General features: G+C 65.3%; 25 protein-coding genes and 1 riboswitch. Of the genes, 5 read left to right on the top strand and 20 right to left on the bottom strand.

Going from position 1 to position 26,360, the window contains the following annotated elements:
* Positions 1-6: 6 nt before the first annotated feature.
* The 8 genes from kdpA to FLG15_RS03455 all read right to left on the bottom strand — a co-directional run bounded on the left by kdpA (position 7) and on the right by FLG15_RS03455 (position 8,965).
* Positions 7-1,800 carry a potassium-transporting ATPase subunit KdpA gene (gene kdpA / locus FLG15_RS03495; protein ID WP_057677502.1) on the bottom strand — a complete coding sequence of 598 codons (1,794 nt, stop codon included), beginning with the start codon at positions 1,798-1,800 and terminating at the stop codon, positions 7-9.
* 15 nt (positions 1,801-1,815) lie between these two features.
* Complete coding sequence (locus tag FLG15_RS03490) at positions 1,816-1,908, bottom strand: potassium-transporting ATPase subunit F (protein WP_005910961.1); 93 nt, start codon at positions 1,906-1,908, stop codon at positions 1,816-1,818.
* A gap of 787 nt (positions 1,909-2,695) precedes the next feature.
* Entirely contained in the window at positions 2,696-4,276 is a 1,581-nt protein-coding gene (locus FLG15_RS03485; RefSeq protein WP_057677503.1) for a CocE/NonD family hydrolase, read from the bottom strand.
* A gap of 486 nt (positions 4,277-4,762) precedes the next feature.
* On the bottom strand, positions 4,763-5,737 hold the full coding sequence (gene thiL, locus FLG15_RS03475) for a thiamine-phosphate kinase (RefSeq protein ID WP_057687022.1): 975 nt from the start codon (positions 5,735-5,737) through the stop codon (positions 4,763-4,765).
* A gap of 222 nt (positions 5,738-5,959) precedes the next feature.
* A complete protein-coding gene (gene nusB / locus FLG15_RS03470) occupies positions 5,960-6,430 on the bottom strand; it encodes a transcription antitermination factor NusB (RefSeq protein ID WP_007968663.1) in 471 nt (156 codons plus the stop codon).
* Complete coding sequence (gene ribH, locus FLG15_RS03465) at positions 6,427-6,891, bottom strand: 6,7-dimethyl-8-ribityllumazine synthase (protein WP_003490334.1); 465 nt, start codon at positions 6,889-6,891, stop codon at positions 6,427-6,429. The genes nusB and ribH overlap by 4 nt, the downstream gene beginning before the upstream one ends.
* A gap of 335 nt (positions 6,892-7,226) precedes the next feature.
* Positions 7,227-8,366, bottom strand: coding sequence for a 3,4-dihydroxy-2-butanone-4-phosphate synthase (gene ribB / locus FLG15_RS03460; RefSeq protein WP_057677775.1), 1,140 nt, complete (start codon positions 8,364-8,366; stop codon positions 7,227-7,229).
* On the bottom strand, positions 8,363-8,965 hold the full coding sequence (locus tag FLG15_RS03455) for a riboflavin synthase (RefSeq protein ID WP_005920959.1): 603 nt from the start codon (positions 8,963-8,965) through the stop codon (positions 8,363-8,365). Before FLG15_RS03455 ends, ribB begins: the two co-directional genes overlap by 4 nt.
* Before the next feature lie 168 nt (positions 8,966-9,133).
* A riboswitch (FMN riboswitch) is annotated at positions 9,134-9,311 on the bottom strand.
* Between the two features lie 219 nt (positions 9,312-9,530).
* Between FLG15_RS03455 and FLG15_RS03450 the strand changes: the two genes are divergently transcribed.
* A complete protein-coding gene (locus FLG15_RS03450) occupies positions 9,531-10,169 on the top strand; it encodes an outer membrane beta-barrel protein (protein WP_057677774.1) in 639 nt (212 codons plus the stop codon).
* Positions 10,170-10,378: 209 nt separating this feature from the next.
* On the opposite strand, the gene ribD is transcribed toward FLG15_RS03450, so the two are convergent.
* From ribD to FLG15_RS03425, 5 genes are all read right to left on the bottom strand, one after another.
* On the bottom strand, positions 10,379-11,494 hold the full coding sequence (gene ribD, locus FLG15_RS03445) for a bifunctional diaminohydroxyphosphoribosylaminopyrimidine deaminase/5-amino-6-(5-phosphoribosylamino)uracil reductase RibD (RefSeq protein ID WP_057677773.1): 1,116 nt from the start codon (positions 11,492-11,494) through the stop codon (positions 10,379-10,381).
* Entirely contained in the window at positions 11,487-11,975 is a 489-nt protein-coding gene (locus FLG15_RS03440; RefSeq protein WP_039574625.1) for a GNAT family N-acetyltransferase, read from the bottom strand. Before FLG15_RS03440 ends, ribD begins: the two co-directional genes overlap by 8 nt.
* Positions 11,972-12,496 carry a transcriptional regulator NrdR gene (nrdR, locus tag FLG15_RS03435; protein WP_003490311.1) on the bottom strand — a complete coding sequence of 175 codons (525 nt, stop codon included), beginning with the start codon at positions 12,494-12,496 and terminating at the stop codon, positions 11,972-11,974. Before nrdR ends, FLG15_RS03440 begins: the two co-directional genes overlap by 4 nt.
* A 102-nt stretch (positions 12,497-12,598) precedes the next feature.
* The gene (gene glyA, locus FLG15_RS03430) at positions 12,599-13,852 is read right to left on the bottom strand and encodes a serine hydroxymethyltransferase (RefSeq protein ID WP_057677772.1); all 1,254 of its coding nucleotides are present in this window, start codon (positions 13,850-13,852) and stop codon (positions 12,599-12,601) included.
* 197 nt (positions 13,853-14,049) lie between these two features.
* Positions 14,050-14,544 carry an RcnB family protein gene (locus FLG15_RS03425; protein ID WP_057677771.1) on the bottom strand — a complete coding sequence of 165 codons (495 nt, stop codon included), beginning with the start codon at positions 14,542-14,544 and terminating at the stop codon, positions 14,050-14,052.
* A 224-nt stretch (positions 14,545-14,768) separates the two neighbouring features.
* On the opposite strand from FLG15_RS03425, the gene ettA reads away from it, so the two are divergent.
* On the top strand, positions 14,769-16,430 hold the full coding sequence (gene ettA / locus FLG15_RS03420) for an energy-dependent translational throttle protein EttA (protein WP_005910999.1): 1,662 nt from the start codon (positions 14,769-14,771) through the stop codon (positions 16,428-16,430).
* 184 nt (positions 16,431-16,614) lie between these two features.
* Positions 16,615-16,953: a hypothetical protein gene (locus FLG15_RS03415; RefSeq protein ID WP_008576771.1), complete on the top strand. Its 339-nt coding sequence runs from the start codon at positions 16,615-16,617 to the stop codon at positions 16,951-16,953.
* Positions 16,954-17,121: 168 nt separating this feature from the next.
* Here FLG15_RS03415 and fghA read toward each other — a convergent pair whose 3' ends face one another.
* The 6 genes from fghA to FLG15_RS03385 form a co-directional block, all read right to left on the bottom strand.
* Positions 17,122-17,952: an S-formylglutathione hydrolase gene (gene fghA / locus FLG15_RS03410; RefSeq protein ID WP_057677770.1), complete on the bottom strand. Its 831-nt coding sequence runs from the start codon at positions 17,950-17,952 to the stop codon at positions 17,122-17,124.
* Positions 17,953-18,010: 58 nt separating this feature from the next.
* A complete protein-coding gene (gene gfa / locus FLG15_RS03405) occupies positions 18,011-18,586 on the bottom strand; it encodes an S-(hydroxymethyl)glutathione synthase (RefSeq protein ID WP_039573181.1) in 576 nt (191 codons plus the stop codon).
* Between the two features lie 68 nt (positions 18,587-18,654).
* The gene (locus FLG15_RS03400; protein WP_057677769.1) at positions 18,655-19,764 is read right to left on the bottom strand and encodes an S-(hydroxymethyl)glutathione dehydrogenase/class III alcohol dehydrogenase; all 1,110 of its coding nucleotides are present in this window, start codon (positions 19,762-19,764) and stop codon (positions 18,655-18,657) included.
* 66 nt (positions 19,765-19,830) lie between these two features.
* Positions 19,831-20,106, bottom strand: a complete 276-nt coding sequence (locus FLG15_RS03395) for a metal/formaldehyde-sensitive transcriptional repressor (RefSeq protein ID WP_005911021.1) — start codon at positions 20,104-20,106, stop codon at positions 19,831-19,833.
* 329 nt (positions 20,107-20,435) lie between these two features.
* A complete protein-coding gene (locus FLG15_RS03390; RefSeq protein ID WP_150145539.1) occupies positions 20,436-20,780 on the bottom strand; it encodes a hypothetical protein in 345 nt (114 codons plus the stop codon).
* A 453-nt stretch (positions 20,781-21,233) separates the two neighbouring features.
* Positions 21,234-22,343 (bottom strand): glycosyltransferase, encoded by a 1,110-nt coding sequence (locus FLG15_RS03385; RefSeq protein ID WP_150145537.1) that lies wholly within the window; start codon positions 22,341-22,343, stop codon positions 21,234-21,236.
* A gap of 137 nt (positions 22,344-22,480) precedes the next feature.
* Here FLG15_RS03385 and FLG15_RS03380 point away from each other — a divergent pair, with 137 nt between their 5' ends.
* Both FLG15_RS03380 and FLG15_RS03375 read left to right on the top strand, forming a co-directional pair.
* Positions 22,481-23,200, top strand: a complete 720-nt coding sequence (locus FLG15_RS03380) for a response regulator (protein WP_011050505.1) — start codon at positions 22,481-22,483, stop codon at positions 23,198-23,200.
* Entirely contained in the window at positions 23,197-24,699 is a 1,503-nt protein-coding gene (locus FLG15_RS03375) for an ATP-binding protein (protein WP_057677766.1), read from the top strand. Before FLG15_RS03380 ends, FLG15_RS03375 begins: the two co-directional genes overlap by 4 nt.
* A gap of 201 nt (positions 24,700-24,900) precedes the next feature.
* Here FLG15_RS03375 and FLG15_RS03370 read toward each other — a convergent pair whose 3' ends face one another.
* A complete protein-coding gene (locus tag FLG15_RS03370; RefSeq protein WP_209228196.1) occupies positions 24,901-26,283 on the bottom strand; it encodes a glutamate--cysteine ligase in 1,383 nt (460 codons plus the stop codon).
* Positions 26,284-26,360: the final 77 nt, after the last annotated feature.

Below are 26,360 nucleotides of genomic sequence, written 5' to 3'. Positions count from 1 at the left end.
AAACTCTCAGGACGCCGCCAGGGCGAGGTGTTCAGCGATAGGACCCAGCACCAGTGCCGGCATGAACTGCAGCACGGTCAGCACGATCACGATTGCCATCAGGGTCAGCGCAAAGGTGGGTGTTTCGACCTGCAGGCTGCCGGCCGACTCCGGCGCACGCCGCTTGACTGCCATGCGTGCGGCCACCATCAACGGCAGGATCAATGCCGGATACCGGCCCAGCGCCAGCACCACCGAACAGCTCAGATTCCACCAGTACGTGGCATCGCCCAGACCTTCGAAACCCGAGCCGTTGTTGGCGAATGCAGAGGTGTACTCGTAGAACACCTGGCTGATGCCATGGAAGCCGGGGTTGGAATTGGCAGTCAATGCCGGCATTGCCAGCGCCACTGCGGTAAAGCCCAACACCACCAGCGGCTGCAGCAGGATCAACAGCGCCAGCAACTGCACTTCGCGCGATTCGATCTTGCGGCCGAACAACTCCGGCGTGCGTCCGGTCATCAAACCGGCCAGGAACACGCTCAGCAACAGATACACCACGAACTGCTGCAGACCACAGCCGATGCCGCCCCAGATGGCGTTGATCAGCATGTCGACCAGCGTGACCAGGCCACTCAACGGCGCCAACGAATCATGCATCGCATTGACCGAACCATTGGAGGTCTGCGTGGTCAACGCCGCCCACAATGCAGAGGCATCGGCACCGATGCGCACTTCCTTGCCTTCCATCAGCGCCGGCGAGTTCGCGCTGGCCGAATGCGCTTCGGACCACAGCAACAATGCGGTGGACGCGGCCGACATCGTCAACATCGTGCCGAACACCAACGCCGTCAGCCGCTTGCGCCCGGTCAGATAGCCGACCATGAACACCACGCTCATCGGCAGCAGGACCAACGCGAGCGTTTCGAGCAGATTGCTCAACGGCGTGGGGTTTTCCAGCGCCACCGAACTATTGGGGCCATACCAGCCACCGCCATTGGTGCCGAGCTGTTTCACCGCCACCATCGCTGCAACCGGACCCACCGCAATGGTCTGCTTGGGCATGCCCGCGCTGCTATCCAACGGCGTCGCGGTCGCCGCGCCCTGCAATGTCGACGGCACGCCCTGCCAGCCAAGCAGCACGGTCCACAGCAGGCACAGCGGCAACAACACGCGCACGCTGGAGCGAATCACGTCGGCCCAGTAATTGCCGACGTCTGCTTCAGGCAGGGCTTCCAATCCCGACCCGCCGTGCTGGCGCCCCGGACGCGACGGTTCCGGCTCCGCAATCTCCGCCACGGCCGCCGTGTCCGAATTCGGTGCAACAACCGACGCCTGTTTGGCTGCACGTCCACCGAACAACGCCCGCAGCGTCGCCACCGCCAACGCCAAGCCCATCATCGGCGTCACCACCTGCAGGCCGACGATGCCGGTCATCTGCGCCAGATACGACAACTGCGCCTGGCCAGAATAGTGCTGCTGGTTGGTATTGGTGAGAAACGACACCATGGTGTGCAGCGCGGTGTCCCAGCGCATGTTGGGGATGGCGTCCGGGTTGAACGGCAGCCACGCCTGGGTCATGAACACCACCCAGGTCAGCAGACCGACGACCAGGTTGCTGAGCAGAAATGCCATGCTGTACCCGCGCCACGACATGCCCTGCTGCGGGCGCGTGCCAAGCAAGGCGTACAACGGCCGTTCGATCCAGCCGAACAGCATGTCGCCGCGCATCGGTGCACCGCGCATCACGGCAGCCAGATAACGGCCCAGAGGCCACGCCAGCACGATGGCCAGCGCGTACACAAGAAAAGTTTCAGTCATTGGAGCGCACTCGGATCAGAAGTCTTCGGGCCGCAGCACCACGTACAGCAGGTACGCAGCAGCAACGAGTACGGCCACGCCGCACAACAGGGACAACCAGCCAGGCATGTCGGTCACTCCCCTATCTGCGCGCACGGCGGCGCGATAAGTGCGATGTGCAACGGCGTCGGCCGCGTGTGCGTGCCAACATGGCAAAGCGCTGCCGCACCGTGCGCGCAGCGCCGATGGAGCAGACAGGTCAAGGGATGCATCGGAATCGTCCACGGCGGAACCGCTCCGCCAACCTGCGCAGTCTCTGCCTGGGCCGCGTAAAGTCGCTATGGACCTGAATTGGCCATCGCGTAAATTCCGCATAAATCACCCGTAGCGGCTGATCTCGGGGGTCTTGGCCGCAGGCCAAGGCCCGCGAAGATCAGGTAGCGGTAAACGAGAAGCGTCACGAGCGGTGCGCCCCCCCTGTACCTTCTGCGTTAGGGCTGAACCACTTTGGCTGGCCATCAGCGTCTCTCTGTCGCGGGCGATGGGTCTTTGGCGACGGGCTTCGCGTGAATTGACTGAACCTCAGAAGATCGAGCCTGCAGCAGCCAACCGAACGCAGGTCGTGTACATGACCGTTGCCTCGCTGTTCCGAATCGCCTCCCAGCTCATCGATGCACGCGAGTGCCGGGCAATCGTGGTGAAGAAATGCATTGCAGGCCCGCAATGCCCTCGTGCATCGCTCTCACGTAGAGAGCGATCAACTGGACGGACCACTGCAAGCGCACCGTTGCCGGGGCTTGCGCGGCATGGATGCCGCGCCCTAAAGCTGCCAGGATCTAGCTGCAGCGTCTGCGTGGATGCTGGCAAGGACCTGCGGCAAAAGCGCAGCGCTGCAGCTGTCAGGTCCCGGCGCGCGTTACCGCAGCGGCAGGTTCAATACCGATGGCGCTGCAGCTGGCGAGGTGAATGTCAGCGTACCGCCGCCGTCGCTGGCATCGGTATAGCGCGCATCGCGTGTGTCGATCACCAAGACCAGCCGCTGCCCTGCCGGAATCTCGGTTGCCGCCGCCTGCAATGGCCAGTCCAGGGTGACTGCGCGGCCCGGCGTGGCATTGCGCAACGAGTACGGTGCATGCGTGATCAGTTGCGCAACGCCCAAGCCATCCATGCGGTACAGATACGCGAACAGACTTACCTTCGATTGACTGGGCACCACGGTCACACGTAGCGACGGGCTACCGGCCAGGCGCCGGGTGCTGTTCGATGGCGAGCCCACCCACACCGCGGCACCGGCGCGGTTGACCCGCGGAATGGAGGTGCTCACCGGCAGGCCGATGCCTTGCAGCAAACCGCTGACCAGCACCACCCCGGAATCGGCCACGGTCGGCACGTCGGTGGCGATGCGCGATTGCCAGCCGCTGGACGTCCCGCCGGTCAATCCACCGGTGGGGCTCAGCAAGCCGGTTGGTGCGGACAGACCCAGCTGTGTCGTGGCCTGTTGCACCGATGCCCAGTCCGGATAGTCCAGCCATTGCCCGGCACGTGGCGACAGCCGCACCGGTGCTTCTGCGTCCACGCCGTTGCGAAGCTGCTTGAGGTGGCGATCGAACCAGCGCGTGGTCGCTGTATAGATCTCATTTGGCAATCCCAATGCGCCGGGCAGCTCTGCGGTGGCGTGATCGCCCTGGCTGAGCAGCAGTTGTTTGGGGCCACGCAACTGGTTGAAGAAGGCGATGGTCTGGTTCGGCGGAAACAATCCGTCGTTGAAGGCATTTCCCAGCAAAACCGCGGTACCGCGCGCGTTGAGCGCTGCCACATCGGTCGCAGGGCTGCGCGAGGCGGCCTGCGGCAGGAAGCCCTGCACCGCGCCGTCGTAATCGCCTTGCGCCACGCGTGCGCCGATCTGCGCCAGATCCGGGCCGGGCCGGCCGGTCAGTGCGCCTGCACCCACCAGCAGCCCGACGCCCTGCTGGCTGACCGTACGATTGGAATACAGCGACGCTTCCAGATCGGCCCAGCCGCTGAGCGCAGCCACGGCCTTGATCCGCGGGTCGCGCTCGGCCGCCAGCAGGCTGATGCCTGCCCCGTACGAAATGCCCGACGCGCCGATCGCATTCGGGTTGGCCGGCGTATGCGCCAACGCCCAGTCGATCACCGCGCTGACGTCTTCCACCGTGTCCGGCCCGGCGATATCGATCTGCCCAGCCGAATCCCAGAACCCGCGCGAGGTATAGCTGACCACCACATAGCCATCGCTGGCCAGTTGGGTGGCGCGGCCCAGATATTCCAGATTGGGCAACGACCAGCTGGCGGGCATCACGATCAGCGGAAACGGCCCGGCGCCCTGCCCTTGCGGCACCAGCACCAAGGCCCCCATTTGGGCCCCGTTCCAGCCGGGGATGCGTTCATAGGTCTTGCTGAAGGCGCCCGCCACGGCCGACGCCGATGCCAACAGCAACGCCAGTGCGACGATGCTCCCGATCCAACGCTTGCTCATGCTGCTTCTCCCAGGCAAAGCCGAGCCGGGATGGCCCAGCGGCAACTGCGATGCATCCGTGGTTCGGGGGAGAACGTGGCGAACGTACCAGACGGTACGGTATGGCTCAAGGGCCGGGATTCGGGATTCGGGATTCGGGATTCGGGATTCGGGATTCGGGATTCGGGATTCGGGATTCGGGATTCGGGATTCGGGATTCGGGAAGCGAGAGGCGGCATCGCGCCTAGCTCGGCCGACATGGACTCATCGTGCAGGACTGGCAGGATCACGCGGGCTCGCTGCCTTCTCCCGCCTGCGGGAGAAGGTGCCCGGAGGGCGGATGAGGGCGCTGGCAGCACCCGTTGTTCCCGATGCGCTCCACCCAACTTCGCAGAAGGCGCCACCGCAGCAATCCAATACGGCACCCAGCGATCAACGCAGCGCCATCGTCTCAGCGCAGCGCACCGACACCGCCCGTCTCCACTGCACACGCTCCAACCCCACGCATCAGCCAACGAAATGCTGATAGCCGCGCTGCGGTGGGTGCCAGGGGCTGCCCTCGGCGTCGTGCACCACCACACCGGGCGCGGCGACAATCTGGCCGATGCGCGTTGCAGCCACCTTTGCAAATTCCATTGCCTGCGCCACCGCATCGCGATGCTGCGGCGCGGCGGTGAAACACAGCTCGTAATCGTCGCCACCGCCGAGTTGCCAGCCCAGGCACTGCTCCACGTCAATTCCGGCCCTGCGCGGCATTGCCGGCAAGGCCGCAAGCAACAGACGCGCACCCACGCCGCTGCGCTCGCACAGGTGCCCTAGATCGGCCAGCAGCCCGTCGGAAATGTCCACGCACGCATGCGCAAGCCCGCGCAGGCGCAGCCCCGCCTGTACACGGGGCTGCGGACGCAGCAGGCGGCCACGCCAGCGCTCGTGCAACGGGTCGGTAGCCGCGCAGGTCACATCCAGCTGGCCGGCCTGCCACAACGCCAACGCGGCGGCGGCTTCACCCGGCGCGCCGGTCACCCACACATCATCGCCAACGCGCGCGCCGTCGCGCCGCAATGCTGCGCCCGGCGGCAAGCTGCCGATCGCCGTCACCGCGCACGAGAGCGGCCCACGCGTGGTGTCGCCACCGACCAGCACAATGTCGTGCGCATCGGCCAGCGCGAAGAAGCCATCGGCAAACCCATCCACCCATGCCGCATCGTCGTGCGGCAACGACAGCGACAAGGTGCACCAACGCGGTTGCGCGCCCATCGCCGCCAGATCGGAGAGATTGACAGCCAGCGTCTTCCAGCCCAGGTCGTCAGCACGCGTCTCGTGCGGAAAATGCACGCCTGCATTGAGCGTATCGGCGGTGATCGCCAACTGCTCGCCGGCTGGCGGCTGCAGCAACGCCGCATCGTCGCCAATGCCCAACGGCACATCGGCACGCGCCGCAATGCGCGCACGCAGACGGGCAATTAGATCGAATTCGGGCATTTGAAGGGCTGGGATTGGGAATTGGGCATTCGGGATTCGTAGCAGCGGGCTTTGCAAGATGCGGCAAGATGGCGGATTAGCTGCACCATCGAACGATATGCAGCGCGGGCATGGCCGCTCACCCCAACGGTCGAACCGCTCAAATGCGCACGGTTGCACCGCGCATCGGCAGGACCGTCAATCTCTGCAAATCCCGAATCACGAATGCCCAATCTCGGCGCTTCAGGCGCCCGACTCCACCTTGCGCCACTCCACCGCCGCGCGGTCCAGTACCCCGTTGACGTAGGTGTGGCCGTGCTCGGAGCCGAAGCGCTTGGCGGTTTCGATCGCTTCGTTGATCACCACGCGGTACGGCACATCCTGGCGGTACAGCAACTCGTAGGCGGCCAGACGCAGCACGGCGCGTTCGATCGCATCGACCTCTTCCACGCTGCGATCCAGATACGGCGTCAGCGCGGTATCCAGCTCGGCGCGGTTGCTCAGCACGCCTTCCACCAGGTTCTCGAAGTACGCCAGATCGGCCACTTCGTGCGCCTGCTCGTGCGCGAACTGGGCGATCACCTGCTTGGCGAAACCGCCGGAGATCTGCCAGGCATAGACCGCCTGCAAGGCGCGCCGACGTGCGCGCGACCGCAGCACCGGGTCGATGCCGTCGCGACGGCCGTGGCGCGAATGTCCACCGGGCTTGCTCATGGCAACAACTCCATCAAATTCACCAGTTCCAGCGCTGCAAGCGCGCACTCCTCGCCTTTATTGCCGTGGCTGCCGCCGGCACGGGCTTCGGCATCTTCCACGCGTTCGACCGCCAGCACGCCGTTGAGCACCGGCACGCCGGTCTGCAGCTGCACGCTCATCAGGCCTTCGGCGCACAGGTCGGCCACGTGCTCGTAATGGCGGGTATCGCCACGAATCACGCAGCCCAGCGCGATGATCGCGCCGTGCTGGCCGGACTGCGCCACGCGATTGGCCGCGATAGGGATCTCCCAGGCACCCGGCACGCGGATCACGTCGATGGCATCTTCGCCGATGCCGTTGCCGGCCAGGCTCTGGCGCGCGCCGGCAACCAGCACGTCGGTGATACGGGCATTCCAGCGGCTGGCGATGATCGCAAAGCGCGCGGTGGTGGGGCGAAGATCGCCTTCGTAGTGGGTCATGCGGGTCGGCAACTCGAGGGGGCGGGAAGTTTAACAGCTGCCGGGCCCAGGCCTGGCCGACGCGTGTGGGCCGGGCCGGACAAAGCAGACCCGGCCATGCGCTTCGACAATACAGGGCACGGCGATCGACGAAGGTATCGATGGCATCGCCCAGCGCCCCCAGGCGTTTGCGCCTGCAACCGGCCGGGGCAGCCTACGGCTGGAATCGGCAGCCGACACCAGGCCACTTCAGCGCCGGCACGCGCGGCGCTTGCTGACAGCCGCGCACCGCCGGCTACCCGATGGTCGAGACCACCGGGACCGGCCGTTAACTGCGGCAACGGCTCGCAGCCATGTCAGGGAACGGCGGACGGCGGCACCGAGCGCACGCCTTCACCGGCATGGCATTCCAGATACTCGACCACCTCCAGCCCGAACCCGGCCAGCCCCACCTGGCGCCGAGGGGTGCCCAGCACGCGCAACTTGCCCAGGCCGAGGTCGGCCAGGATCTGCGCACCGGCGCCGTTGCGCCGCCACTGACTCACGTCCTTGGCATTGGCGGCGGCTTCGGGCTGCTGGCGCAGCCGTGCCAGCAGCGATTCGCTGTCGCGTGGCGCCGACAGCACCACCATCACGCCCTGCCCTTCGGCGGCGATCGCGCGCAAGGCGTCGGTGGCTGCCACGCCAAAGTCATCGCGCTGCCAATGCAGCAGGTCGGCCAACGGGTTTTCCACCTGCACGCGTACCAGCGTCGGCGTGTGTGGATCGGCGCGACCGCGCACCAGCGCAAAGTGCAGGTCATGCGCGATGCGGTCGCGGTAGGTCACCAGCTTGAACGGGCCGAACTCGGTGGTGATCTGCCGCTCGTCCACGCGCTCGACGGTGTGCTCATTGGCAAGCCGGTAGGCGATCAGGTCGGCGATCGAGCCCATTTTCAGCCCATGCTCGCGCGCGAACACTTCCAGCTGCGGGCGACGCGCCATGCTGCCGTCCGGGTTGAGCACTTCCACCAGCACACCGGCCGGTTCCAGCCCGGCCAGCATCGGCAAGTCGCTGGCCGCTTCGGTGTGGCCGGCACGGGTCAGCACGCCACCGGGCTGGGAGATCAACGGGAAGATATGCCCGGGCTGGCTCAGATCCTGCGGCCGGGCATCCGGGCGTACGGCGGTACGCACGGTGTGCGCGCGGTCGTAGGCGGAAATGCCGGTGGTGACGCCTTCGGCCGCTTCGATGCTGACGGTGAAGTTGGTCTGGAACTGCGCGGTGTTGTTGCGCACCATCGGCGCCAGACCCAGCTGCGCGCAGCGCTCGCGGGTCAGCGACAGGCACACCAGCCCGCGCGCGTGGGTGACCATGAAGTTGATGTCCGACGGCTTCACCAACTCGGCGGCCATGATCAGATCGCCTTCGTTTTCGCGGTCTTCGTCATCGACGATGACCACCATGCGTCCGGCGCGCAGTTCTTCGATCAGTTCCGGAACGGGTGCGAAATTCATGCCGCCCCCCGCGTGCCGAGCAGGCGCTCCACATAGCGCGCCACCAGATCGATTTCCAGGTTCACCGCCGCACCGACCGCAGTCTGCGCAAACGCGGTGTGGGCCACGGTATGCGGAATCAGCGCGACCTCGAAGCCGTCTTCGTCTACGTCATTGACGGTGAGGCTCACGCCGTCCACGCAGATCGAGCCCTTCTTGGCCACATAGCGCAACACCGACGCCGGCGCGGCAAACCGCCAGCGCTGCGCACGCGCATCGTCATGGACCGACTGCACCTGGCCCAGGCCATCCACATGTCCGCTGACCAGGTGTCCGCCAAGCCGGTCGGTGGGCCGCATCGCGCGCTCCAGATTGAGCAGTGCGCCCTCTGGCAACGCGCCCAGGGTGGTCAGCGACAGCGTCTCGGTCGAGGCATCGGCCTGAAAACTGGCCGCGTCAAACGCAATCACGGTCAGGCACACGCCATTGACGGCGATGCTTTCGCCCAACTGGACCGCTTCGAACGGCAGCGTGCCGGTGGCGAAGGTGAAACGCACATCGCCGCCCTGCGGCTGTCGCGCGGCCAGTTGGCCGACGCCTTCGATGATGCCGGTGAACATCAGCGTGCCCCCGCTTGCAGCAGCAAGGCTGCCGTGATGGAGCGCTGGAAGGCCGCGGCGCAGCGCGGCAGGTGCTGCATGGACATTAGTCGTTTCTCGTAGGAGTTGAGCGAAAAACGCCGCAAGGCAAAGCAAACAGGCGCGCGCACAGCCGCAAGGCTGAGCGTTGGCCGTCTTCTTTCATCCGGACTATACCGTCGGCTCCGGCATCGGACCGGATCTGCTGACCTTGCACATCAGGGTCTCGCGTTGGTTCGCTCAACCCTGGAGTGCAAGCGCTCGCGGGCTCGCGTGCTTGCGCACGCCTACCGCCGGTGGGGAATCGCACCCCGCCCTGAAGACGTTCGTGAGTACCGGCGAACCGGCGCGCAGAGTTTAACAGGGCACATCGGCGCGATTGCCGAGTGGGAGCCAAGGCTGGCAGGACACTGCGTCATGTCGGGAAATCCCCCATAGCCAGGATTGTGAAGGATCTGTTAATTTACGCGCCGCGACGGGAGACGTCGTTCTTTTCCACCTCGCAACGGGGTGGAGACACGGACATCAATTCGGAGAGAGACATCCAATGCGTAACACCCTGATTCTGGCTGCCCTGCTGGCTGCCGCACCGTTTGCCGCATCTGCGGAAGGAATGAGCTACACCTATGTGGAAGCCGGCTATGCCAATCTGAAGAGCGATGGCGTGGACGCAATGTCCGGCGCCTATGCGCGGGGCTCGTTCGCGATTGCTCCGCAGGTCTTCGTCTTCGGCAGCTACAGCCGCGTCTCTGACACCCAGCGCTTCGATTTTGGCTTTCCTGGTGATGAAGACGAATTACGGCTCAAGTACACGATCACTCAGCCGGAAATCGGCATCGGTTACCACATGGAGTTCACCGAAAAGCTAGATTTCGTGGCTGACGCTGCTTACCAGCAGTTGGAAGTGAAAGCGAAAGTCTCCAGCAGCACGTCGAGCGACTCCGACAAGGCCAACGTGGATGTGGCCCGCATCACTGCAGGTGTCCGTGGGAAACCTTCGCCGCGCACCGAAGCCTGGCTGAAGGCCGGCTATTTTCATTTTAACGGCGGTGGCCAGAACGAGGGCAAAGCCGCTGGTATCGCGGGGCTGCAGGTCAACCTGACGCCGATGTGGGGCATCGTCGGCGAGATGCAGTTCTACGATAGCAACCGTCAAGGCACCATCGGCGTCCGCGCCAGCTTCTGATCGCGGCATCGTGCGGTATCCAGAAGGCCCCGCATGCGGGGCCTTCTGCGTTATGGGCATGGATGGCTGTCAGGCCAGACCCAGACGCTCCCCCCGCCCACTGACTTTAACGTGCAACGCGCGCTTGGGACGCGGCAGACCACTCGCGCGATACGCTTGCCAGACTGCGGCGTCGCCTCCCAGCAGACCGCGCGCAGATGCCCGCCCTCTTACAAGGCGGCAGAGGAGAGCGGCACATAGCGCAACCGCAGGTCCTGCTGCAGCTGCCGCGCCTCCACCAACTGCAGCGGATAGCGCTGCGCCATCGTCTCGATGCCGAGCCCGGCCAACAAGGGCCTGGCGGTGTCGCCCAGCAGGACCGGCGCAAGGTACACCAGCAGCTCGTCGATCAATCCTGTTTGCACTAGCGCACCACTCAGGGTCGCCCCGGCTTCCACGTGCAGCTCGTTGATGCCGCGCTCGGCCAGCAGCTGCAACACTGTCGGCAGCGCAAAGCGTCCGTCCTGCAGCGGCAGGCCGAGAAACTCCGCATCGTCGTGCGGTGGCGGCGTCAGCGACTCGTCATGCAGGTACAGCGTCGCTGCGTCCCCCGTACGGATATTGCCGCACGCCAACGTCCGCAGCCCAGCATCGAGCACCACCCGCAGCGGCGGCTGCACGGGGGTGTCGTCGCCCAGCCGCACCGTCATCGACGGATCGTCGGCCAACACCGTGCCAGCACCGGTGAGGATTGCCCCGGCACGCGCACGCCAGCGCTGTACGTCTGCACGTGCGTCGGCACCGGTAATCCATTTGGATTGGCCGCTGGCCAGCGCCGTACGTCCATCCAGGCTGGCGCCGAGTTTGACCCGCAACCACGGCCGCCCACGCTCCACCCGCGACAGGAAGCCCTGATTGAGCGTGCGCGCCTGCGCTTCCATCACGCCGCTCAGCACGTCGATCCCGGCCTCGCGCAGCAGCGCAAACCCACCGCCATTGACCTGCGGAAACGGGTCGGCCATTGCCGCAACCACCCGCGCAACGCCGGCCTCGATCAATGCCAGCGCGCATGGCGGGGTACGCCCATAGTGCGCGCATGGCTCCAGCGTCACATACGCGGTGGCACCGCGCGCCAACTCACCGGCTGCACGCAGCGCGAAGACTTCGGCATGCGGGCCGCCAGCACGTTGATGAAAGCCCTCGCCCACGCAGACGCCATCGCGCACGATCACGCAGCCCACCATCGGATTGGGCCGGGTGGTGTAGGCGCCGCGTTCGGCCAGGCGCAAGGCATGCGCCATCCAGCGATGATCATCGGCACTGGCCGTCGTTGTGGCCTCACGCATTGCATGGCACTCCCGGCACGATGCGCATCACCACGATCTGCATCGGGCCCAGCAGGAACTCGGTATGTGTCTGCCATCCCAGGCGCTGGTAGAACGGCACCAATCCCGGCTGGCAATACAGGTAGAGCAGCGGCACGCCCAACTGCGCGGCGGCCTGCACACAGTGCGCCACCAACGCCTCGCCAATGCCCTGCCCGCGCGCCTGCGGCTGCACATACAACGACGCCAACCACGGCGACCATTGCCGAATGCGTGCGTCGTCATTTTCGAGCAGGCTCACCGAACCCAGCCACTGTGTTTGATCCAGCGCCACCCAGGTGGTCGGAATGACGCCATCGCGCGCATGGCTGCGCAATTCGCGCAGCGCCTCATCGATATTCCATTCCGGCAACAGCGCGCCGAAGGCCTGTAGATGCGCTTGCGCAATCGCAGGCAGGTACTGCGGCGTTTGCGCAACGCAGGCAATGCGCATCGCGCTCATCGCTTGCCGGGTTTGCCGGCACGTTCCAATGCCGCTTCCAGCAGCGGCAGTTGCTCGCTGCCGACCGGCAGCTCGCGTTCGAGCTTTTCGATTTCCTCGCGGAAATCGGCCACGTCCTGAAAACTGCGATACACCGAAGCAAAGCGCACATAGCCGACATGATCGAGCTTGCGCAGCTCCACCATCACGTATTCGCCTACCCGCAGCGAACCCACTTCGCGCTCGCCGGACATGCGCAGCTGGTGCACCACCGCACGCACCGCCGCCTCGATCTGCTCTTCGGCCACCGGCCGCTTTTGCAGCGCGCGGTCGAAGCTGGTGCGCAGCTTGCGTGCATCGAACGCCTCGCGTCCACCATCGCTCTTGACCACGGTGGGCAGCTTCAGTTCGATCGTTTCCAGCGTACTGAACCGCTCGCCGCACGCCTCGCACTCGCGGCGCCGACGGATCGTCGTACCGTCTTCGGACACCCGCGAATCGATCACGCGGGTATCGTTGTGCTGGCAGAAGGGGCAATGCATTAGGTGGCCGGGATTTGGGATTGGGGATTGGGGATTGGCAACAGCACAAGCAATAACGCGCGGTTAGCGCATTCAGAATCCCGAATCACCAATCCCGGCATTTCAGCCATACACCGGATAGCGCTTGCACTGCGCGGTCACGGCATCGCGCACCTTCGCCAGCACGGCTTCGTCGGTTGGCGCGTCGAGCACGTCGGCGATCCAGTTAGCCAGGTCGATACTGTCCTGTTCCTGATAACCGCGCGTGGTGATCGCCGGAGTGCCCAGGCGCAGACCGGAAGTGACGAACGGCGAGCGCGGGTCGTTGGGGACCGAATTCTTGTTGACGGTGATGTGCGCCTTGCCGAGCGCAGCTTCGGCGTCCTTGCCGGAGACATCGCGACCGATCATGTCCACCAGCATCAGGTGGTTCTCGGTGCCGCCGGAGACGATCTTGTAGCCGCGCGCAATGAGCGTATTGGCCATCGCCTGGGCGTTCTTGACCACTTGTTGCTGATAGGTCTTGAACGCCGGCTCCAGCGCCTCCTTGAACGCCACCGCCTTGGCCGCGATGACGTGCATCAGCGGGCCGCCCTGGATGCCGGGGAACACGATCGACTGCAGCTTTTTCTGCAGCTCTTCGCTGGCGCCCTCGGCGACGATGATGCCGCCACGCGGGCCACGCAGTGTCTTGTGCGTGGTCGAGGTGACCACGTGCGCATGTTCCATCGGGCTGGGGTACACCCCGGCGGCGACCAGCCCGGCAATGTGGGCCATGTCCACGAACAAATAGGCACCGACGCTGTCGGCGATGGCGCGGAAGCGGGCCCAGTCGATCTTCTGCGAATACGCAGAGAAACCGGCCACCACCATCTTGGGCTTGTGTTCCGTCGCCAGGCGCTGGACCTCGTCGTAGTCGATCAGGCCCTGCTCGTTGACGCCGTACTGCACCGCGTTGAACAGCTTGCCGGAGACGTTGACCTTGGCGCCGTGGGTCAGGTGACCGCCATGCGCCAGGCTCATGCCCAGGATGGTGTCGCCCGGCTGCAGCAGTGCCAGATACACTGCCTGGTTGGCCTGGGACCCGCTGTGCGGCTGGACGTTCGCATAATCGGCGCCGAACACCTGCTTGATGCGGTCGATCGCCAGTTGTTCGGCAATGTCGACGAACTCGCAGCCACCGTAGTAGCGCTTGCCCGGATAGCCTTCGGCGTACTTGTTGGTCAGCTGGCTGCCCTGCGCTTCCATCACCAGCGGGCTGCAATAGTTTTCGCTGGCGATCAGCTCGACATGATCCTCCTGGCGGCCGGCTTCAGCAGCGATGGCCTTGGCCAGTTCGGGGTCGTAGGTTTCCAGTCGGACATCGCGCGAGAACATTCCAAGCTCCGGGGCAGCTATTGCCAATAGGGTTGCCGATTGTAAGCCCCTGCCGCACGGGTGACCAATCGCGCAGCCAGCGCCGCCTGTGCGCCCGCCCTGAGTTCATGACAAAGGCGCACCCGAAGGTGCGCCCTTGTGTGATGACTGAACCGATTGCCGGCCGCGGCCGGGAAGGACCCGGCGGCCGCGCCGGGTTAGTTGTTGAGCACCAGGTCGGCAATGATGCCGGTAGCGATGGCCACCAGCAGCAGATTGCCGCGGTCGTCGCGCTGCCAGCGGTAGCCGTACGGCGGGCGGCGCAGGTCATAGCGGTCGTAATCGTTCACCACATAGACCGGGCCGTGGTAGCGCTGGCCACGGGCCCAATACGGACGCGGCGGCGGGCCGGCGCGGTAGTACGCCGGACGATCGTAGACGTAGACGCGATTGCGGTCGTAGCGGCGGTCCTGGTAGCGGGCATCGCGGTAGCCCTCGCGATAGCCATTGCTGTAGTAGCGACGGTCCTGGCGCCACTCGCGACGGTCGTCACGGCGGTCATCGCGCCAGTCTCGTCGATCATGGACATGGTGACGGTCAGGGCCGCGGCGATCGTGGTCGCGGTCCCAATCTCCGGCGAACGCAGCAGGTGCGAAGGCACCCAGCGCCAGGATGGAGGAAAGCACAACGGTAACGATGCGTTTGCGGTTCATGACAGTTCCTGTTCGCGGTGTCGTAATTTCATTAAGAGGCGGACCGCCTTAACGCATTCTTGCTGGAATCGATTACGAAAAAGCCTATTCAGGTCGCAAGCAAGGTGCCGTTTAGCTGCAGGGGTGCTGCCGCGACCCAAGCCACTTGCCCGTATAATTGGCGCAACCCCTTTTCCGCTGCCTCCGGCCTCGGCCGGCGGGCTGCCTGCGTCCACGGAGCCCCCATGTCGCAATACATCTACACCATGAACCGCGTCAGCAAGGTGGTCCCGCCCAAGCGGCAGATCATCAAGGACATCTCGCTGAGCTTTTTCCCGGGCGCCAAGATCGGCCTGCTGGGCCTGAACGGCGCGGGCAAGTCCACGGTACTGAAGATCATGGCCGGGGTGGACACCGATTTCGAAGGCGAGGCGCGCCCACAACCGGGCATCAAGGTCGGCTACCTGGCGCAGGAACCGCAGCTCAACCCCGAGCACACCGTGCGTGAGGCGGTGGAAGAAGGCGTGGGCGATGTGCTGCAGGCCCAGGCCGCGCTGGATGCGGTGTATCTGGCCTATGCCGAAGAAGGCGCTGACTTCGATGCGCTGGCCAAGGAACAGGAACGCCTGGAAGCGATCCTGGCCGCCGGCGATGCGCATACGCTGGAAAACCAACTGGACGTAGCCGCCGATGCGCTGCGCCTGCCGCCGTGGGACGCCATCGTGGGCAAGCTCTCCGGTGGTGAAAAGCGCCGCGTGGCGCTGTGCCGCCTGCTGCTGCAGAAGCCGGACATGCTGCTGCTCGACGAACCCACCAACCACCTGGACGCCGAGTCGGTGGAATGGCTGGAGCAGTTCCTGGCGCGCTACACCGGCACCGTGGTGGCGGTGACCCACGATCGCTACTTCCTGGACAACGCCGCCGAGTGGATCCTGGAACTGGACCGCGGCCGCGGCATTCCGTGGAAGGGCAACTACACCGACTGGCTGACCCAGAAGGACGAGCGCCTCAAGCAGGAAGACAACCAGGAAAAGTCTCGCCAGAAAGCGATCCAGAAGGAACTGGAATGGTCGCGGCAGAACGCCAAGGGCGGCCGCACCAAGGGCAAGGCGCGTCTGGCCCGCCTGGAAGAGCTGCAGTCGGTCGATTACCAGAAGCGCAACGAAACCAACGAGATCTTCATCCCGCCGGGCGAGCGCCTGGGCAATGCGGTGATGGAGTTCAAGAACGTGTCCAAGAAGTTCGGCGACCGCCTGTTGATCGACAACCTGTCGATGATCGTGCCGCCGGGCGCCATCGTCGGCATCATCGGCCCCAACGGTGCCGGTAAGTCGACCCTGTTCAAGATGATTACCGGCCAGGAGAAGCCGGACTCCGGCGAGATCGTGGTCGGACCGACCGTGCAGCTGTCCTACGTGGACCAGAGCCGCGACGCGCTGGAAGGCAACCACAACGTGTTCCAGGAAATCGCTGGCGGCCTGGACATCCTCAACATCAACGGCATCGAAATCCAGTCGCGCGCCTATATCGGCCGCTTCAACTTCAAGGGCCAGGACCAGCAGAAGATGGTCGGTTCGCTGTCCGGTGGCGAGCGCGGTCGCCTGCACATGGCCAAGACCCTGCTGCAGGGCGGCAACGTGCTGCTGCTGGACGAACCGTCCAACGACCTGGACATCGAAACCCTGCGTGCGCTGGAAGATGCGTTGCTGGAGTTCCCCGGCAACACCTTCGTGATTTCGCATGACCGCTGGTTCCTGGACCGTATCGCCACGCACATCCTGGCCTTCGAAGGCGACTCGCACGTGGAGTTCTTCCAGGGCAACTATCGCGAGTACGAGGAAGACAAGCGCCGCCGAATGGGCGACGACGCCGGCCCGAAGCGTTTGCGCTTCAAGGCGTTGAAGTAAGTCGCCGTCGGAGTAGAAGAAAGGGCGCCGAAAGGCGCCTTTTTTTGGGGCGAAGTAAACGGACAGATGCCTGGCTGTCGGCTGCTACCGCCGTCCGCCCGCGCCTGTGCACTCGCCCGCCCGTCGACGGCATGCTCACTTAAGCTGCACTACCGTGCCGGCGTCCTCCATCTGAGCCTTGCATATGCCTGTCAGCTATTCGATTAGCTTGCCCGATCCCAAGCTCGCCCGTGGCAGCGCGCCCTCGGTGAGCTTCACTGCCAATGGCGCCGAGGCCTTTGCCGAGCAATTGCAGGCGGCGCTACGCGATCCGGCGTGGTTCGACCGTTGGCGCCAGCTACAGACCGATCCTGACGAGGTGGATCCCAGCCTGGGCATCACCGACCCGGCCGCCACGGTCACCGGCAAGCAGCACGACCTGCGCATCGATCTGGTCGCAACGACAAGTATTCCCGGCGACCTGTTCAAACAGCGCATGCAGGCCCTGGCTGGCTCGCACTGGGAACTGCGCGACGTTCGTTGAACGGCCATGCGCAATGTGTCGGCGGCGCGGGCATTGCACGACGCCGCCGATAGCAGAGCGGGTGCGGCAGGCCACTCCGCCGCAACCAAAGCCATGCACTGCATCGGCGCAGCGCCCGCCCCTCATCCACCGGATGGCATCTCCAACGGCGTACACCAACAGCGGCACTCAACCACGCAAGGCTGCAGCATGATGCGCAATGTGCTCGCCAATAAAGCTTGCGATGAAGTAGTAGCTGTGGTCGTAGCCGGGTTGCAGCCGCACCGTCACCGGGTAGCCGGCGGATCTTGCCGCATCTTCGAACAATGCGGTTTTCAGCTGGTTTTGCAGAAATTCGTCGGCGTCGCCCTGGTCGATGAGCAGGGGCAGACGCTCCTGGGCGCCAGCGATCAATGCGGTGGCATCGTAGGCTTTCCAGGTCGCACGGTCGTTGCCCAGATACTGGCCAAACGCCTTCTCGCCCCACGGCACCTGGCTGGGTGCCACGATTGGCGAAAACGCCGACACGCTGCGATAACGGCCCGGATTCTTCAGTGCGATGGTCAACGCGCCATGCCCACCCATCGAATGGCCACTGATCGCACGCGCACCGGTGGTGGCGAAGGTCGCTTCAATCAACGCCGGTAATTCGTTCACCACGTAGTCGTACATGCGGTAGTGCGCCGCCCATGGCGCTTGCGTGGCATCGACGTAGAAGCCGGCGCCCTTGCCGATGTCGTAACCGTCCGCATCCGCCACATCCTCGCCCCGTGGGCTGGTGTCGGGCACGACCAGGATCACGCCATGCTCGGCCGCATAGAGCTGCGCGCCGGCCTTGCTGATGAAATTCTGTTCGGTACAGGTCAAACCGCTCAGCCAGTACAGCACCGGCAACGGGCCGTCGGCGGCTTGCGGCGGCAGGTAGACGCCCACCTGCATGCCGCAGTTCAAGGTGTGCGACTGATGCCGATAGACATCCTGCCAGCCGCCGAAGCAGGCGCAGTGTTCGATACGTTCCATGAGATTCCTTACGAAGAGAAAACCCTGCAGCCGGATCGCCGGCTGCAGGGTTGGACCATCAGTGCAACAGACCCTTTTGGCGTGCCACATGCGCCGACAGGGCATCCATCAACGCCGGAGAGAGGCAGTCGTAGGGCGGCAACCCCAGTTCGGTCAGGCGCGTGCGTACGCCATCCATCTGCTCCGGCGGCGTACCGGTTTCGATGATCGACGAAACGAACGCGGCAAAGCCCGGTGCCGACCACCCCTGTTGTTTCGACAACTCGGTGTGCACAAAATCCAGACCGTAAAACGCGTGATCCTTGTTTTCGATCCGCCCATACAGATGCACGCCGCAACCGGTGCACGCATGGCGCTGGATCGTGGCGCTTTCGTCGACGATCTTCAGCTTTTCCTGGTGCGCGGTGACCTTGACGTTGTCGCGCGGAACCACCGCCACCACCGAGAACTTCGCGCCCTCGGGTTTCCAGCATTTACTGCAACCGCACGCATGGTTGTGCGCGGTCTGCGCAGACACCTCGACGGTCACCTTGTCGCTGGCGCAGTGGCATTCAAGCGTGCCGCCTCGAAAATTTTCTGCACCACTTCGCGCAACACCATTATCTACCGAAGGATGAATCGACACGTTAGTCATTACGCTCCTCCCGGAGTGTCGGGTACCACGTGCGCGGAAGCGGCCGCGCGCCGCTCCTGGCCGTCTGGTCAGAAATGGATCACGGTGCGGATCGACTTGCCCTCGTGCATCAGGTGGAAGGCCTCGTTGATCTCTTCCAACGGCATGGTGTGGGTGATGAATGGGTCCAGGTCGATCTCGCCCTTCATCGACTGCTCCACCATGCCCGGCAATTGCGTACGTCCCTTGACGCCACCGAAGGCGCTGCCACGCCACACGCGGCCAGTCACCAGTTGGAAAGGACGCGTGCTGATTTCCTGGCCGGCGCCCGCCACGCCGATGATGACGCTCTCGCCCCAGCCCTTGTGGCAGCACTCCAGCGCCGAACGCATCACGTTGACGTTGCCGATGCATTCGAAGCTGAAATCCACGCCGCCATCGGTCAACTCGACGATGACCTCCTGAATCGGCCTGTCGTAGTCCTTCGGGTTGATGCAATCGGTTGCGCCCATGCTGCGCGCCAGATCGAACTTGCCCGGATTGGTGTCGATGGCCAGGATGCGCCCGGCCTTGGCCTGTACCGCGCCCTGGATCACCGCAAGACCGATACCGCCCAGACCGAAGACGGCAACACTCTCGCCTGGCTTGACCTTGGCGGTGTTGTGCACCGCGCCGATACCGGTGGTAACGCCGCAGCCGAGCAGGCAGACCTTCTCCAGCGGCGCCTCCGGATTGACCACCGCCAGCGAAATTTCCGGCACCACGGTGTATTCGCTGAAGGTGCTGCAGCCCATGTAGTGATAAATCGGCTCGCCGTTGTAGGAGAAGCGCGTGGTGCCGTCCGGCATCAGGCCCTTGCCCTGGGTGGCGCGCACGGCCTGGCACAGGTTGGTCTTGCCGGACAGGCAGAATTTGCACTTGCGGCACTCGGCCGTGTACAGCGGGATCACGTGATCGCCGACCTTGACGCTGGTCACGCCCTCGCCGACCGCCTCGACGATGCCGCCGCCTTCATGCCCGAGTACCGACGGGAAGATGCCTTCCGGGTCGTCGCCGGACAGCGTGAATGCATCGGTGTGGCACACGCCGGTGTGGGTGATGCGGACCAGCACTTCACCCGCTTTCGGCGGCGCGACGTCGATTTCGACGATTTCCAGCGGCTTGCCGGGTCCGAATGCGACTGCTGCACGGGATTTCATGGGATGAGGCTCCTGACGATGAGGTTCGAGGACGGGGGCGCGACACGCGCCGACCCGGTGGGAGTTTTATTTCAGGTAGGACCGGACCAGGCCGAGCAGGTCCTGCACCCGCTCGGCGCGTTGCGCATCGGATGCGGCGGCGTGCCCGAAATCTTCACGGATATGCGCTTCAAGCACCTGCGACATCAGCCCGTTCACGGCGCCCCGGATGGCGGCGATCTGCTGCAACACCGGAGCGCAGTCTGCGCCGGCCTGCAGCGCCCGCTCCAACGCGTCGCACTGCCCGCGCAAACGGCGCACACGTGCTAGCGCTCGCTTTTTCTCGTGCGGCGAATGCGGCATGGCAGCTCCAGCAAAATACTGGGGGGCAGTATATGGATTGTTTCGAAAAAAGCTATGGCCGGCGGCATGCCGATCGTCGTCTTGTCGAGCGCGATCACCGCCACGCGTTGGCATATGGCGCGATGCCCCGAATGCCGCTGGCGTCACGGGAATCAAGAGCCCACCTGTTGGCCGCAATGCAGCATGCACATTGCGCAGACGTGGCGACACACCTCGCACGCCGCTGACGCGCGAGGCACCCAGCGCAAGGATGGTTGCGGGCCATGGCCGCAGCGCCGGCCCCTTCGATCATCCCGACCGGTGCCGACCGCTGGGGTGGCGTCCCCGCATCAGCGCCAGGGCTGGAACGGCGGCGGCGGCGGCGGCGGCGCAAATCCTGCGGCATCCAGGCATTCGGCCAGCAGGTCAGGCGGCAGGTCCGGCGAAGGCCCCTGCGGAAATGGCGTTGCAATGCCTTCGGCGGTAGCGCATGCCTGCAGCGCTGCGTCGAATTCGGCATCGTCTGGCGGCAGGCCAGGCGGTTCATCTGCGGCATCCGGCGCGTCGAATGCGTCGCTATCGAAGGGTGGCGGCGGTGGCGGTGCTATTCCCCTATGCACCAGGCAGCCGTCGCCACTGCCCCGATCTTGCCGCTCCGGCGCAGCGCGGCGCGCCACGCCGGCAAGCGGCGGCATTGGGACCACATCGTGTTCCGGCGCACAAGGCGGTGACGCCTCGATGGTTCCTGCACCCGGCGGTGGCGGTGGCGGTGGCGGCGCGCGATGCGCGTAGGGCGAAGGCGCATGAGGCGGGGCACCGCACAGGCTCGCACAACCTGCCAGGTTGAGCGCGGCGAGTATTGCAGTGGTAACGACAACGCGTGGTGCTGCGTGGACCATCGTGATCTCCCTGGCTGGATGGCACATCTGCGTATGGCATGCAGACGGCGGGCGGGGGCTGGGCCGCGCTCGTCCGGGAAGAGTTGCAGCTGACTGTGCTGCGCATTTGCCACCGCGCGCCGCGCGCCGGCGTGGATTGGCGCTTGCCGGCATGTGCGGCGTCGACGCAAGGCGCGTGCAACACCTGCTTCGGCTTACGCGCTGCAAGATGCCGCTGGTGCGACAGTGGCGACGCAGGTGCTGCCGCTGTCAGTTTTCGACGGCGGCCGGCGCCGCAGCGACCGCAGCGACCGCAGCGTCCACTGCATGCTCCGGTAGCGAGGCCAGTACCGCAGCGCGAAAGCGCGCGGCAAATGCCGCATCGTTGGCCTGGTAGAACGCGCGCGCATTGGCCGACAACTGGTCCAGTTGCGCCTGCGGCAATGCCAGGGCGGTTTGCACTGCCTGCGCGATGCCTGCCGCGTCCACGTAGTAATACGATGCCAGACGACGCTGACGCACCTCGGCCACCGGAATCAGCACCCCGTGTTCGGGCCTGATCAATTCGTTCATCGGCTCGCCGTCGGTCGCCAACGTCACCGCGCCCACGCTTAGCGCTTCCATCAGGTAATGCCCGAACCCTTCGGCCTCGGAGGGGCATATATGGAACAGATGCGCGTTCTGCATGCGGCGCAGTTCGGCATCGTCCAGATACCCCACACGGTGGTCGATATTCGGGGCCACGACCGGCTTGCCGGCAGTGCGCGGGTTCTGCACCACCGTCAGCAGCGGCCACTCCGGATGCTGCTGCCAGGTATCCAGCAAGACGCGCGTGCCCTTGGCAGTACTGCGCCCGGCCAGGTGGAAGAAAGCGCGCCGACGAAACACGCGTGGGTCGTACCGATCCGGGCTGGTAAAGCCGATGAAGCGTGTGGCGCACCCAAGGCTGCGGAAGATTCGCTCGGCATGGTGGGTCTTGCACAGCACCGCATCGAAGCGCGGCAGCAATGGCAGCCATTTGGGCAGCAGCCATTCCGGGTTGGGCACCAGCAGGTTGATCTGCCCCAGCGGCAGGCAGCGCTTGTACACGCGCTCGGAAAAGATCTGCAGCGGCACCCGCCCGAACAGCGTACGGCTGGCCCACAGGCGTGCCTCGCGCCCGGTGTCATGCAGGCGCTGACTGGTGAATCCCACTTCCTGCACCGGCACGCCGCCGGCGCGCAGCGTGTCGGCCATCAGCACCATGTCGCGGGTCAGCCCCACGCCGTTGTCGCGGCTGATCACCCGCATCATTGGAAATGCCTTGTCATGCCCGCACGCGCCAGTACAACGGCATAGTGTCGATGCCGTGGCTTCCTGCGCGATGTCCTGGTCTGTCATGGTGCGTTACACGTGTGCCAATGGTTGACAAATTCGATCATTATGATGCGTGCTCCAGCCCTGCAATTGCGAGCACCATGTATCCGGCAGCCACCACCTCGCGCGGGCCAAGCTCCGCGCCACAGACGATGATCCCTATGGACCTGCAACAACCCTGCGTTCTCGTGGTCGACGACGACCCGGACCTGCGCAAGCTGATCGGCGAATTTCTGAGCGCTCACGGCTACCAGGTGGATATGGCCGAAAACGTAGCGGAGATGCGCTCTGTCATGGCGCAGCGCCGCCCGGACCTCATCGTACTCGACGTGATGATGCCGGGAGAAGATGGGCTGAGTGCAGCGCGCGCCCTGGCCAGCGAGCGCGGTTCACCTGCGGTCATCATGCTCAGTGCGCTGGGTAACGACACCGACCGCATCATCGGCCTGGAAGTGGGTGCCGACGATTACCTGGCCAAACCCTGCAATCCGCGCGAACTGCTGGCCCGGGTGCGGGCCCTGCTGCGGCGCAGCCAGGCCAGCAACGAACAGGCCGACCAGCGCGGAAACGTCTACGAATTCGCCGGCTGGCGGCTGGACGTGGTGCGCCGCGACCTGCGCGACCCCACCGGCATCTTCATCAATCTGTCCGACGGCGAGTTCGCGCTGCTGCGCACCTTCGTCGAACACCCGCAGCGCGTGCTCAGCCGCGACCAGCTGCTGGACTACGCCCGCGGCCGCGACACCGACGTCTACGACCGCGCCATCGACAGCCAGATCAGCCGCCTGCGCCGCAAAATCAATGAGCGCGTCCATACCGAGTTGATTCGCACCGTACGCAACGAGGGCTACATGCTGCTGCCGAGCGTCTCGCGCCTGTGAGCAAACCGGCACGGCGCGGGCTGTCGATCTTTGCGCGGACCTTTGTGTTGCTGGCGGTGGCCTTGCTCACCGCCCAGGCGGTGGGCATCGCCCTGCTGGTGATGCGGACCCCCGTCTACGAGCCTCCGGTCCATCCGCCGGAGGTGGTGGCGCTGCTCTCCACCCGCATGCCGGCCGGGACCCAGACCCTGAAAGTGCACGAATCGGCACAAGCCCCGGTGCCGCCGACAGGCCAGGTGCGCGACCCCTTCGCCGAAATGCTGCTTGCGCACTGGCTGGACGTGCCCGAACGCCAGGTGCGGTTCTACCGCAACGCCAACGATCGTGAAGGCCCGCAGCCCGGCATGCTGCCGCCGCAGCGGTGGTCCAACCGGGACCACGCGGGCGACGGCGCTGACGGGGCGCACGAACGCCCTGGCGCGCAACCTCTACCGCCGTTTCCGGACGACTGGCCGCGCGACGGCCACCCCGCTGCGCTGCCCGGCAACGGGCTGCGCCCGGACGAGCTGCCCGGCGCCTGGGAAAGCGAGCGCCTGACCCCCGGCGTACCGCTGCTGGACGGCTTCACCGCCGCCCTGCAACAACCCGATGGCCGATGGCGCACGGTGGAATCGCCGCGTCGACGCCTCTCGGGCGAGTTCAAGACCCATGTCGTGCTGCTGTTCCTGGCCGGCCTGCTGGCCAACGTACCGCTGGCATGGTGGTTTTCGCGCGCACTGTCGGCACCGATCAAGCGCTTTGCCGAAGCTGCCGACCGCCTGGGCCGTAATCCCGATGCCGCCGCCCTGCAACGCAGCGGCCCGCCGGAAATCGTGCGCGCAGCCGATTCGTTCAACGCGATGCAGGCACGCCTGAACCGCCTGATCAACGAACGCACGCACATGGTCGCAGCGATCGCGCACGACCTGCGCACGCCGCTGGCGCGGCTGTCGTTTCGTCTGGATGGCCTGCAGCCACCGCTGCGCGACAAGGCGCTGGCCGATATCAACGAAATGAAGGCGATGATTTCCGCAGCGCTGGACTTCATCCAGAACGATCGCCATCGCGGCGAGCGCGCGCCGCTGGATCTGCGCTTGCTGGTGGAGAGCGTGGTGGACAATGCCACCGATATCGGTGCCGACGCCGAGCTGCTGCCGGGCCCGGAAATCACCCTGGACGGCGACCCGCTGGCGTTGCGCCGTGCCGTGATGAATTTGCTCGAAAACGCGTTGAAATACGGCAAGCGCGCCCGTCTGCAGTTGCAGCGCGATGGCGAGGACGGCGTGCTGTGGATCGACGACGACGGCCCCGGCATCGACCCTACCCAGCGCGAACAATTGTTGCTGCCGTTCGTGCGTGGCGAGTCTTCGCGCAATCGCGATACCGGCGGCATCGGGCTGGGCTTGTCGGTGGCGCACAGCATCGTGCTGGCGCACGGCGGCGACCTGCGCCTGGACAATCGACCGCGTGGCGGATTGCGGGTGACCGTACGACTGCCCTGCATGCCCGAACGGCGCTGACGCGAGATCGAGTGCGGCCAGTCGGCGGCGCGAGCGGCAGTTGCGCTTAACCGAGCCCACGAACGCCGTTCCGGCGCCAATGGCCTTGCGCGTCTGGCTACATCGGCCGACGCGACGACTCCTGCACTGGCACTGGCACGCACCTGCTGACGGCCAACGACTGCCAGCGCCAACGCGCGCTGGCGATCGGCCAACGTGCCCTCAGTAAGCGAACTCGCGGAACACCCGGTCGATATCGCCGTTCCATGCGCCGTGATACAGCGCCAGCTTGCGCTCGGCAGCGGTGACGCCGCTTTCGGCGATCTCGGCGATGACATCCAGAAAACCGGTTTCGTCCTGCCCGTCGCGATTCAGGCGTGCGCGGCGACGCAGGCCTTCGCGCGCGATGTTGACCGCCTCCACGGCCAGATCGCGCGCGGTGCCATTGCGGAATGGCAGGCCCAACGCGTCCTTGGGCACGCCGTCGCGCAGCGCGTGCCGCTCGGTCGGGCTGAAATCCTTGACCAGGTCCCAAGCCGCATCCAGCGCGGTCTGGTCGTACAGCAGACCGACCCAGAACGCCGACAACGCGCACAACCGATCCCACGGGCCGGCATCGGCGCCGCGCATTTCCAGATACTTCTTCAATCGCACTTCCGGAAACGCGGTTGTCATGTGGCCGGACCAATCGCGCAATGTCGGCAACGCGCCCGGCAGCGCGGGCAGCTTGCCCTGCATGAAAGCGCGGAAGCTCTGCCCGCTGGCGTCGTGATACACGCCATCGCGGTAGGAAAAATACATCGGCACATCGAGCAGGTAGTCGACGTAGCGCTCGTAGCCGAACCCGTCTTCGAACACGAAATCCAGCATGCCGGTGCGATCGGCGTCGGTGTCGGTCCAGATATGCGAGCGGTAGCTCAGGTAGCCGTTCGGCTTGCCTTCGGTGAACGGCGAATCGGCAAACAACGCGGTGGCGATCGGCTGCAGCGCCAGCGAGACGCGGAACTTCTTCACCATGTCCGCTTCGGTGGCGTAATCCAGGTTGACCTGCACCGTGCAGGTGCGCGTCATCATGTCCAGGCCGAGCGCGCCGACCTTGGGCATGTAGTTCTTCATGATCTGGTAGCGGCCCTTGGGCATCCACGGCATCTGGTCGCGACGCCACTTGGGCTGGAAGCCCATGCCCAGGAAGCCGAGCTGCAACTCGCCGGCCACCTGCGCCACCTCGTCTAGATGGGTGCCGGTTTCCACGCAGGTGTGATGCAGGGTTTCCACTGCCGCGCCGGAGAGCTCCAGTTGCCCGGCCGGCTCCAGCGTCACCGATGCGCCGTCGCGCAGCAGTGCAATGGTGCGGCCGTTTTCCTGCACCGGCTCCCAGCCGAAACGGGTCAGCCCGGTCAGCAAGGCCTCGATGCCGCGTGCGCCTTCGAAGCTGGGCGCACGCAGGTCATCCAACTGGAAGCCGAACTTTTCGTGCTCGGTGCCGATCCGCCAGTCCGCACTCGGCTTCTCGCCGGAGGCCAGCACCTGGACCAGCTCCGCGCGTTCGGTGATCGGCGTTTCGGCAACGTGGCTAGGACTCGACAAGGTGTGATGCTCGCGCAAAAGGGGGAATGATCTGGGGATGGCGTGGCGCCGTCGCAAGGCCGGCACTATAGCCTGAGCGGCGTACCGCCCATATC

The sequence above is a fragment of the Xanthomonas phaseoli pv. dieffenbachiae genome (genome assembly GCF_008639345.1).
GTDB lineage: Bacteria > Pseudomonadota > Gammaproteobacteria > Xanthomonadales > Xanthomonadaceae > Xanthomonas > Xanthomonas phaseoli.
The sequence above is the reverse complement of the archived record's forward strand: the minus strand, read 5'-3'. Positions and strand labels throughout refer to the sequence as shown.

Coding starts and splice junctions, on each gene's coding strand:
- ribD (WP_057677773.1), bottom strand. CDS start 11,494: ATGCGTGAGGCCACAACGACGGCCAGTGCCGATGATCATCGCTGGATG.
- FLG15_RS03425 (WP_057677771.1), bottom strand. CDS start 14,544: ATGAACCGCAAACGCATCGTTACCGTTGTGCTTTCCTCCATCCTGGCG.
- ribB (WP_057677775.1), bottom strand. CDS start 8,366: ATGAATTTCGCACCCGTTCCGGAACTGATCGAAGAACTGCGCGCCGGA.
- fghA (WP_057677770.1), bottom strand. CDS start 17,952: ATGGAACGTATCGAACACTGCGCCTGCTTCGGCGGCTGGCAGGATGTC.
- nusB (WP_007968663.1), bottom strand. CDS start 6,430: ATGAGCAAGCCCGGTGGACATTCGCGCCACGGCCGTCGCGACGGCATC.
- FLG15_RS03415 (WP_008576771.1), top strand. CDS start 16,615: ATGCCTGTCAGCTATTCGATTAGCTTGCCCGATCCCAAGCTCGCCCGT.
- FLG15_RS03490 (WP_005910961.1), bottom strand. CDS start 1,908: ATGCCTGGCTGGTTGTCCCTGTTGTGCGGCGTGGCCGTACTCGTTGCT.
- FLG15_RS03395 (WP_005911021.1), bottom strand. CDS start 20,106: ATGCCGCATTCGCCGCACGAGAAAAAGCGAGCGCTAGCACGTGTGCGC.
- gfa (WP_039573181.1), bottom strand. CDS start 18,586: ATGACTAACGTGTCGATTCATCCTTCGGTAGATAATGGTGTTGCGCGA.
- FLG15_RS03380 (WP_011050505.1), top strand. CDS start 22,481: ATGGACCTGCAACAACCCTGCGTTCTCGTGGTCGACGACGACCCGGAC.
- ribH (WP_003490334.1), bottom strand. CDS start 6,891: ATGACCCACTACGAAGGCGATCTTCGCCCCACCACCGCGCGCTTTGCG.
- kdpA (WP_057677502.1), bottom strand. CDS start 1,800: ATGACTGAAACTTTTCTTGTGTACGCGCTGGCCATCGTGCTGGCGTGG.
- FLG15_RS03450 (WP_057677774.1), top strand. CDS start 9,531: ATGCGTAACACCCTGATTCTGGCTGCCCTGCTGGCTGCCGCACCGTTT.
- nrdR (WP_003490311.1), bottom strand. CDS start 12,496: ATGCATTGCCCCTTCTGCCAGCACAACGATACCCGCGTGATCGATTCG.
- ettA (WP_005910999.1), top strand. CDS start 14,769: ATGTCGCAATACATCTACACCATGAACCGCGTCAGCAAGGTGGTCCCG.
- FLG15_RS03390 (WP_150145539.1), bottom strand. CDS start 20,780: ATGCCGCCGCTTGCCGGCGTGGCGCGCCGCGCTGCGCCGGAGCGGCAA.
- thiL (WP_057687022.1), bottom strand. CDS start 5,737: ATGCCCGAATTCGATCTAATTGCCCGTCTGCGTGCGCGCATTGCGGCG.
- FLG15_RS03385 (WP_150145537.1), bottom strand. CDS start 22,343: ATGACAGACCAGGACATCGCGCAGGAAGCCACGGCATCGACACTATGC.
- FLG15_RS03400 (WP_057677769.1), bottom strand. CDS start 19,764: ATGAAATCCCGTGCAGCAGTCGCATTCGGACCCGGCAAGCCGCTGGAA.
- glyA (WP_057677772.1), bottom strand. CDS start 13,852: ATGTTCTCGCGCGATGTCCGACTGGAAACCTACGACCCCGAACTGGCC.
- FLG15_RS03485 (WP_057677503.1), bottom strand. CDS start 4,276: ATGAGCAAGCGTTGGATCGGGAGCATCGTCGCACTGGCGTTGCTGTTG.
- FLG15_RS03455 (WP_005920959.1), bottom strand. CDS start 8,965: ATGTTCACCGGCATCATCGAAGGCGTCGGCCAACTGGCCGCGCGACAG.
- FLG15_RS03440 (WP_039574625.1), bottom strand. CDS start 11,975: ATGAGCGCGATGCGCATTGCCTGCGTTGCGCAAACGCCGCAGTACCTG.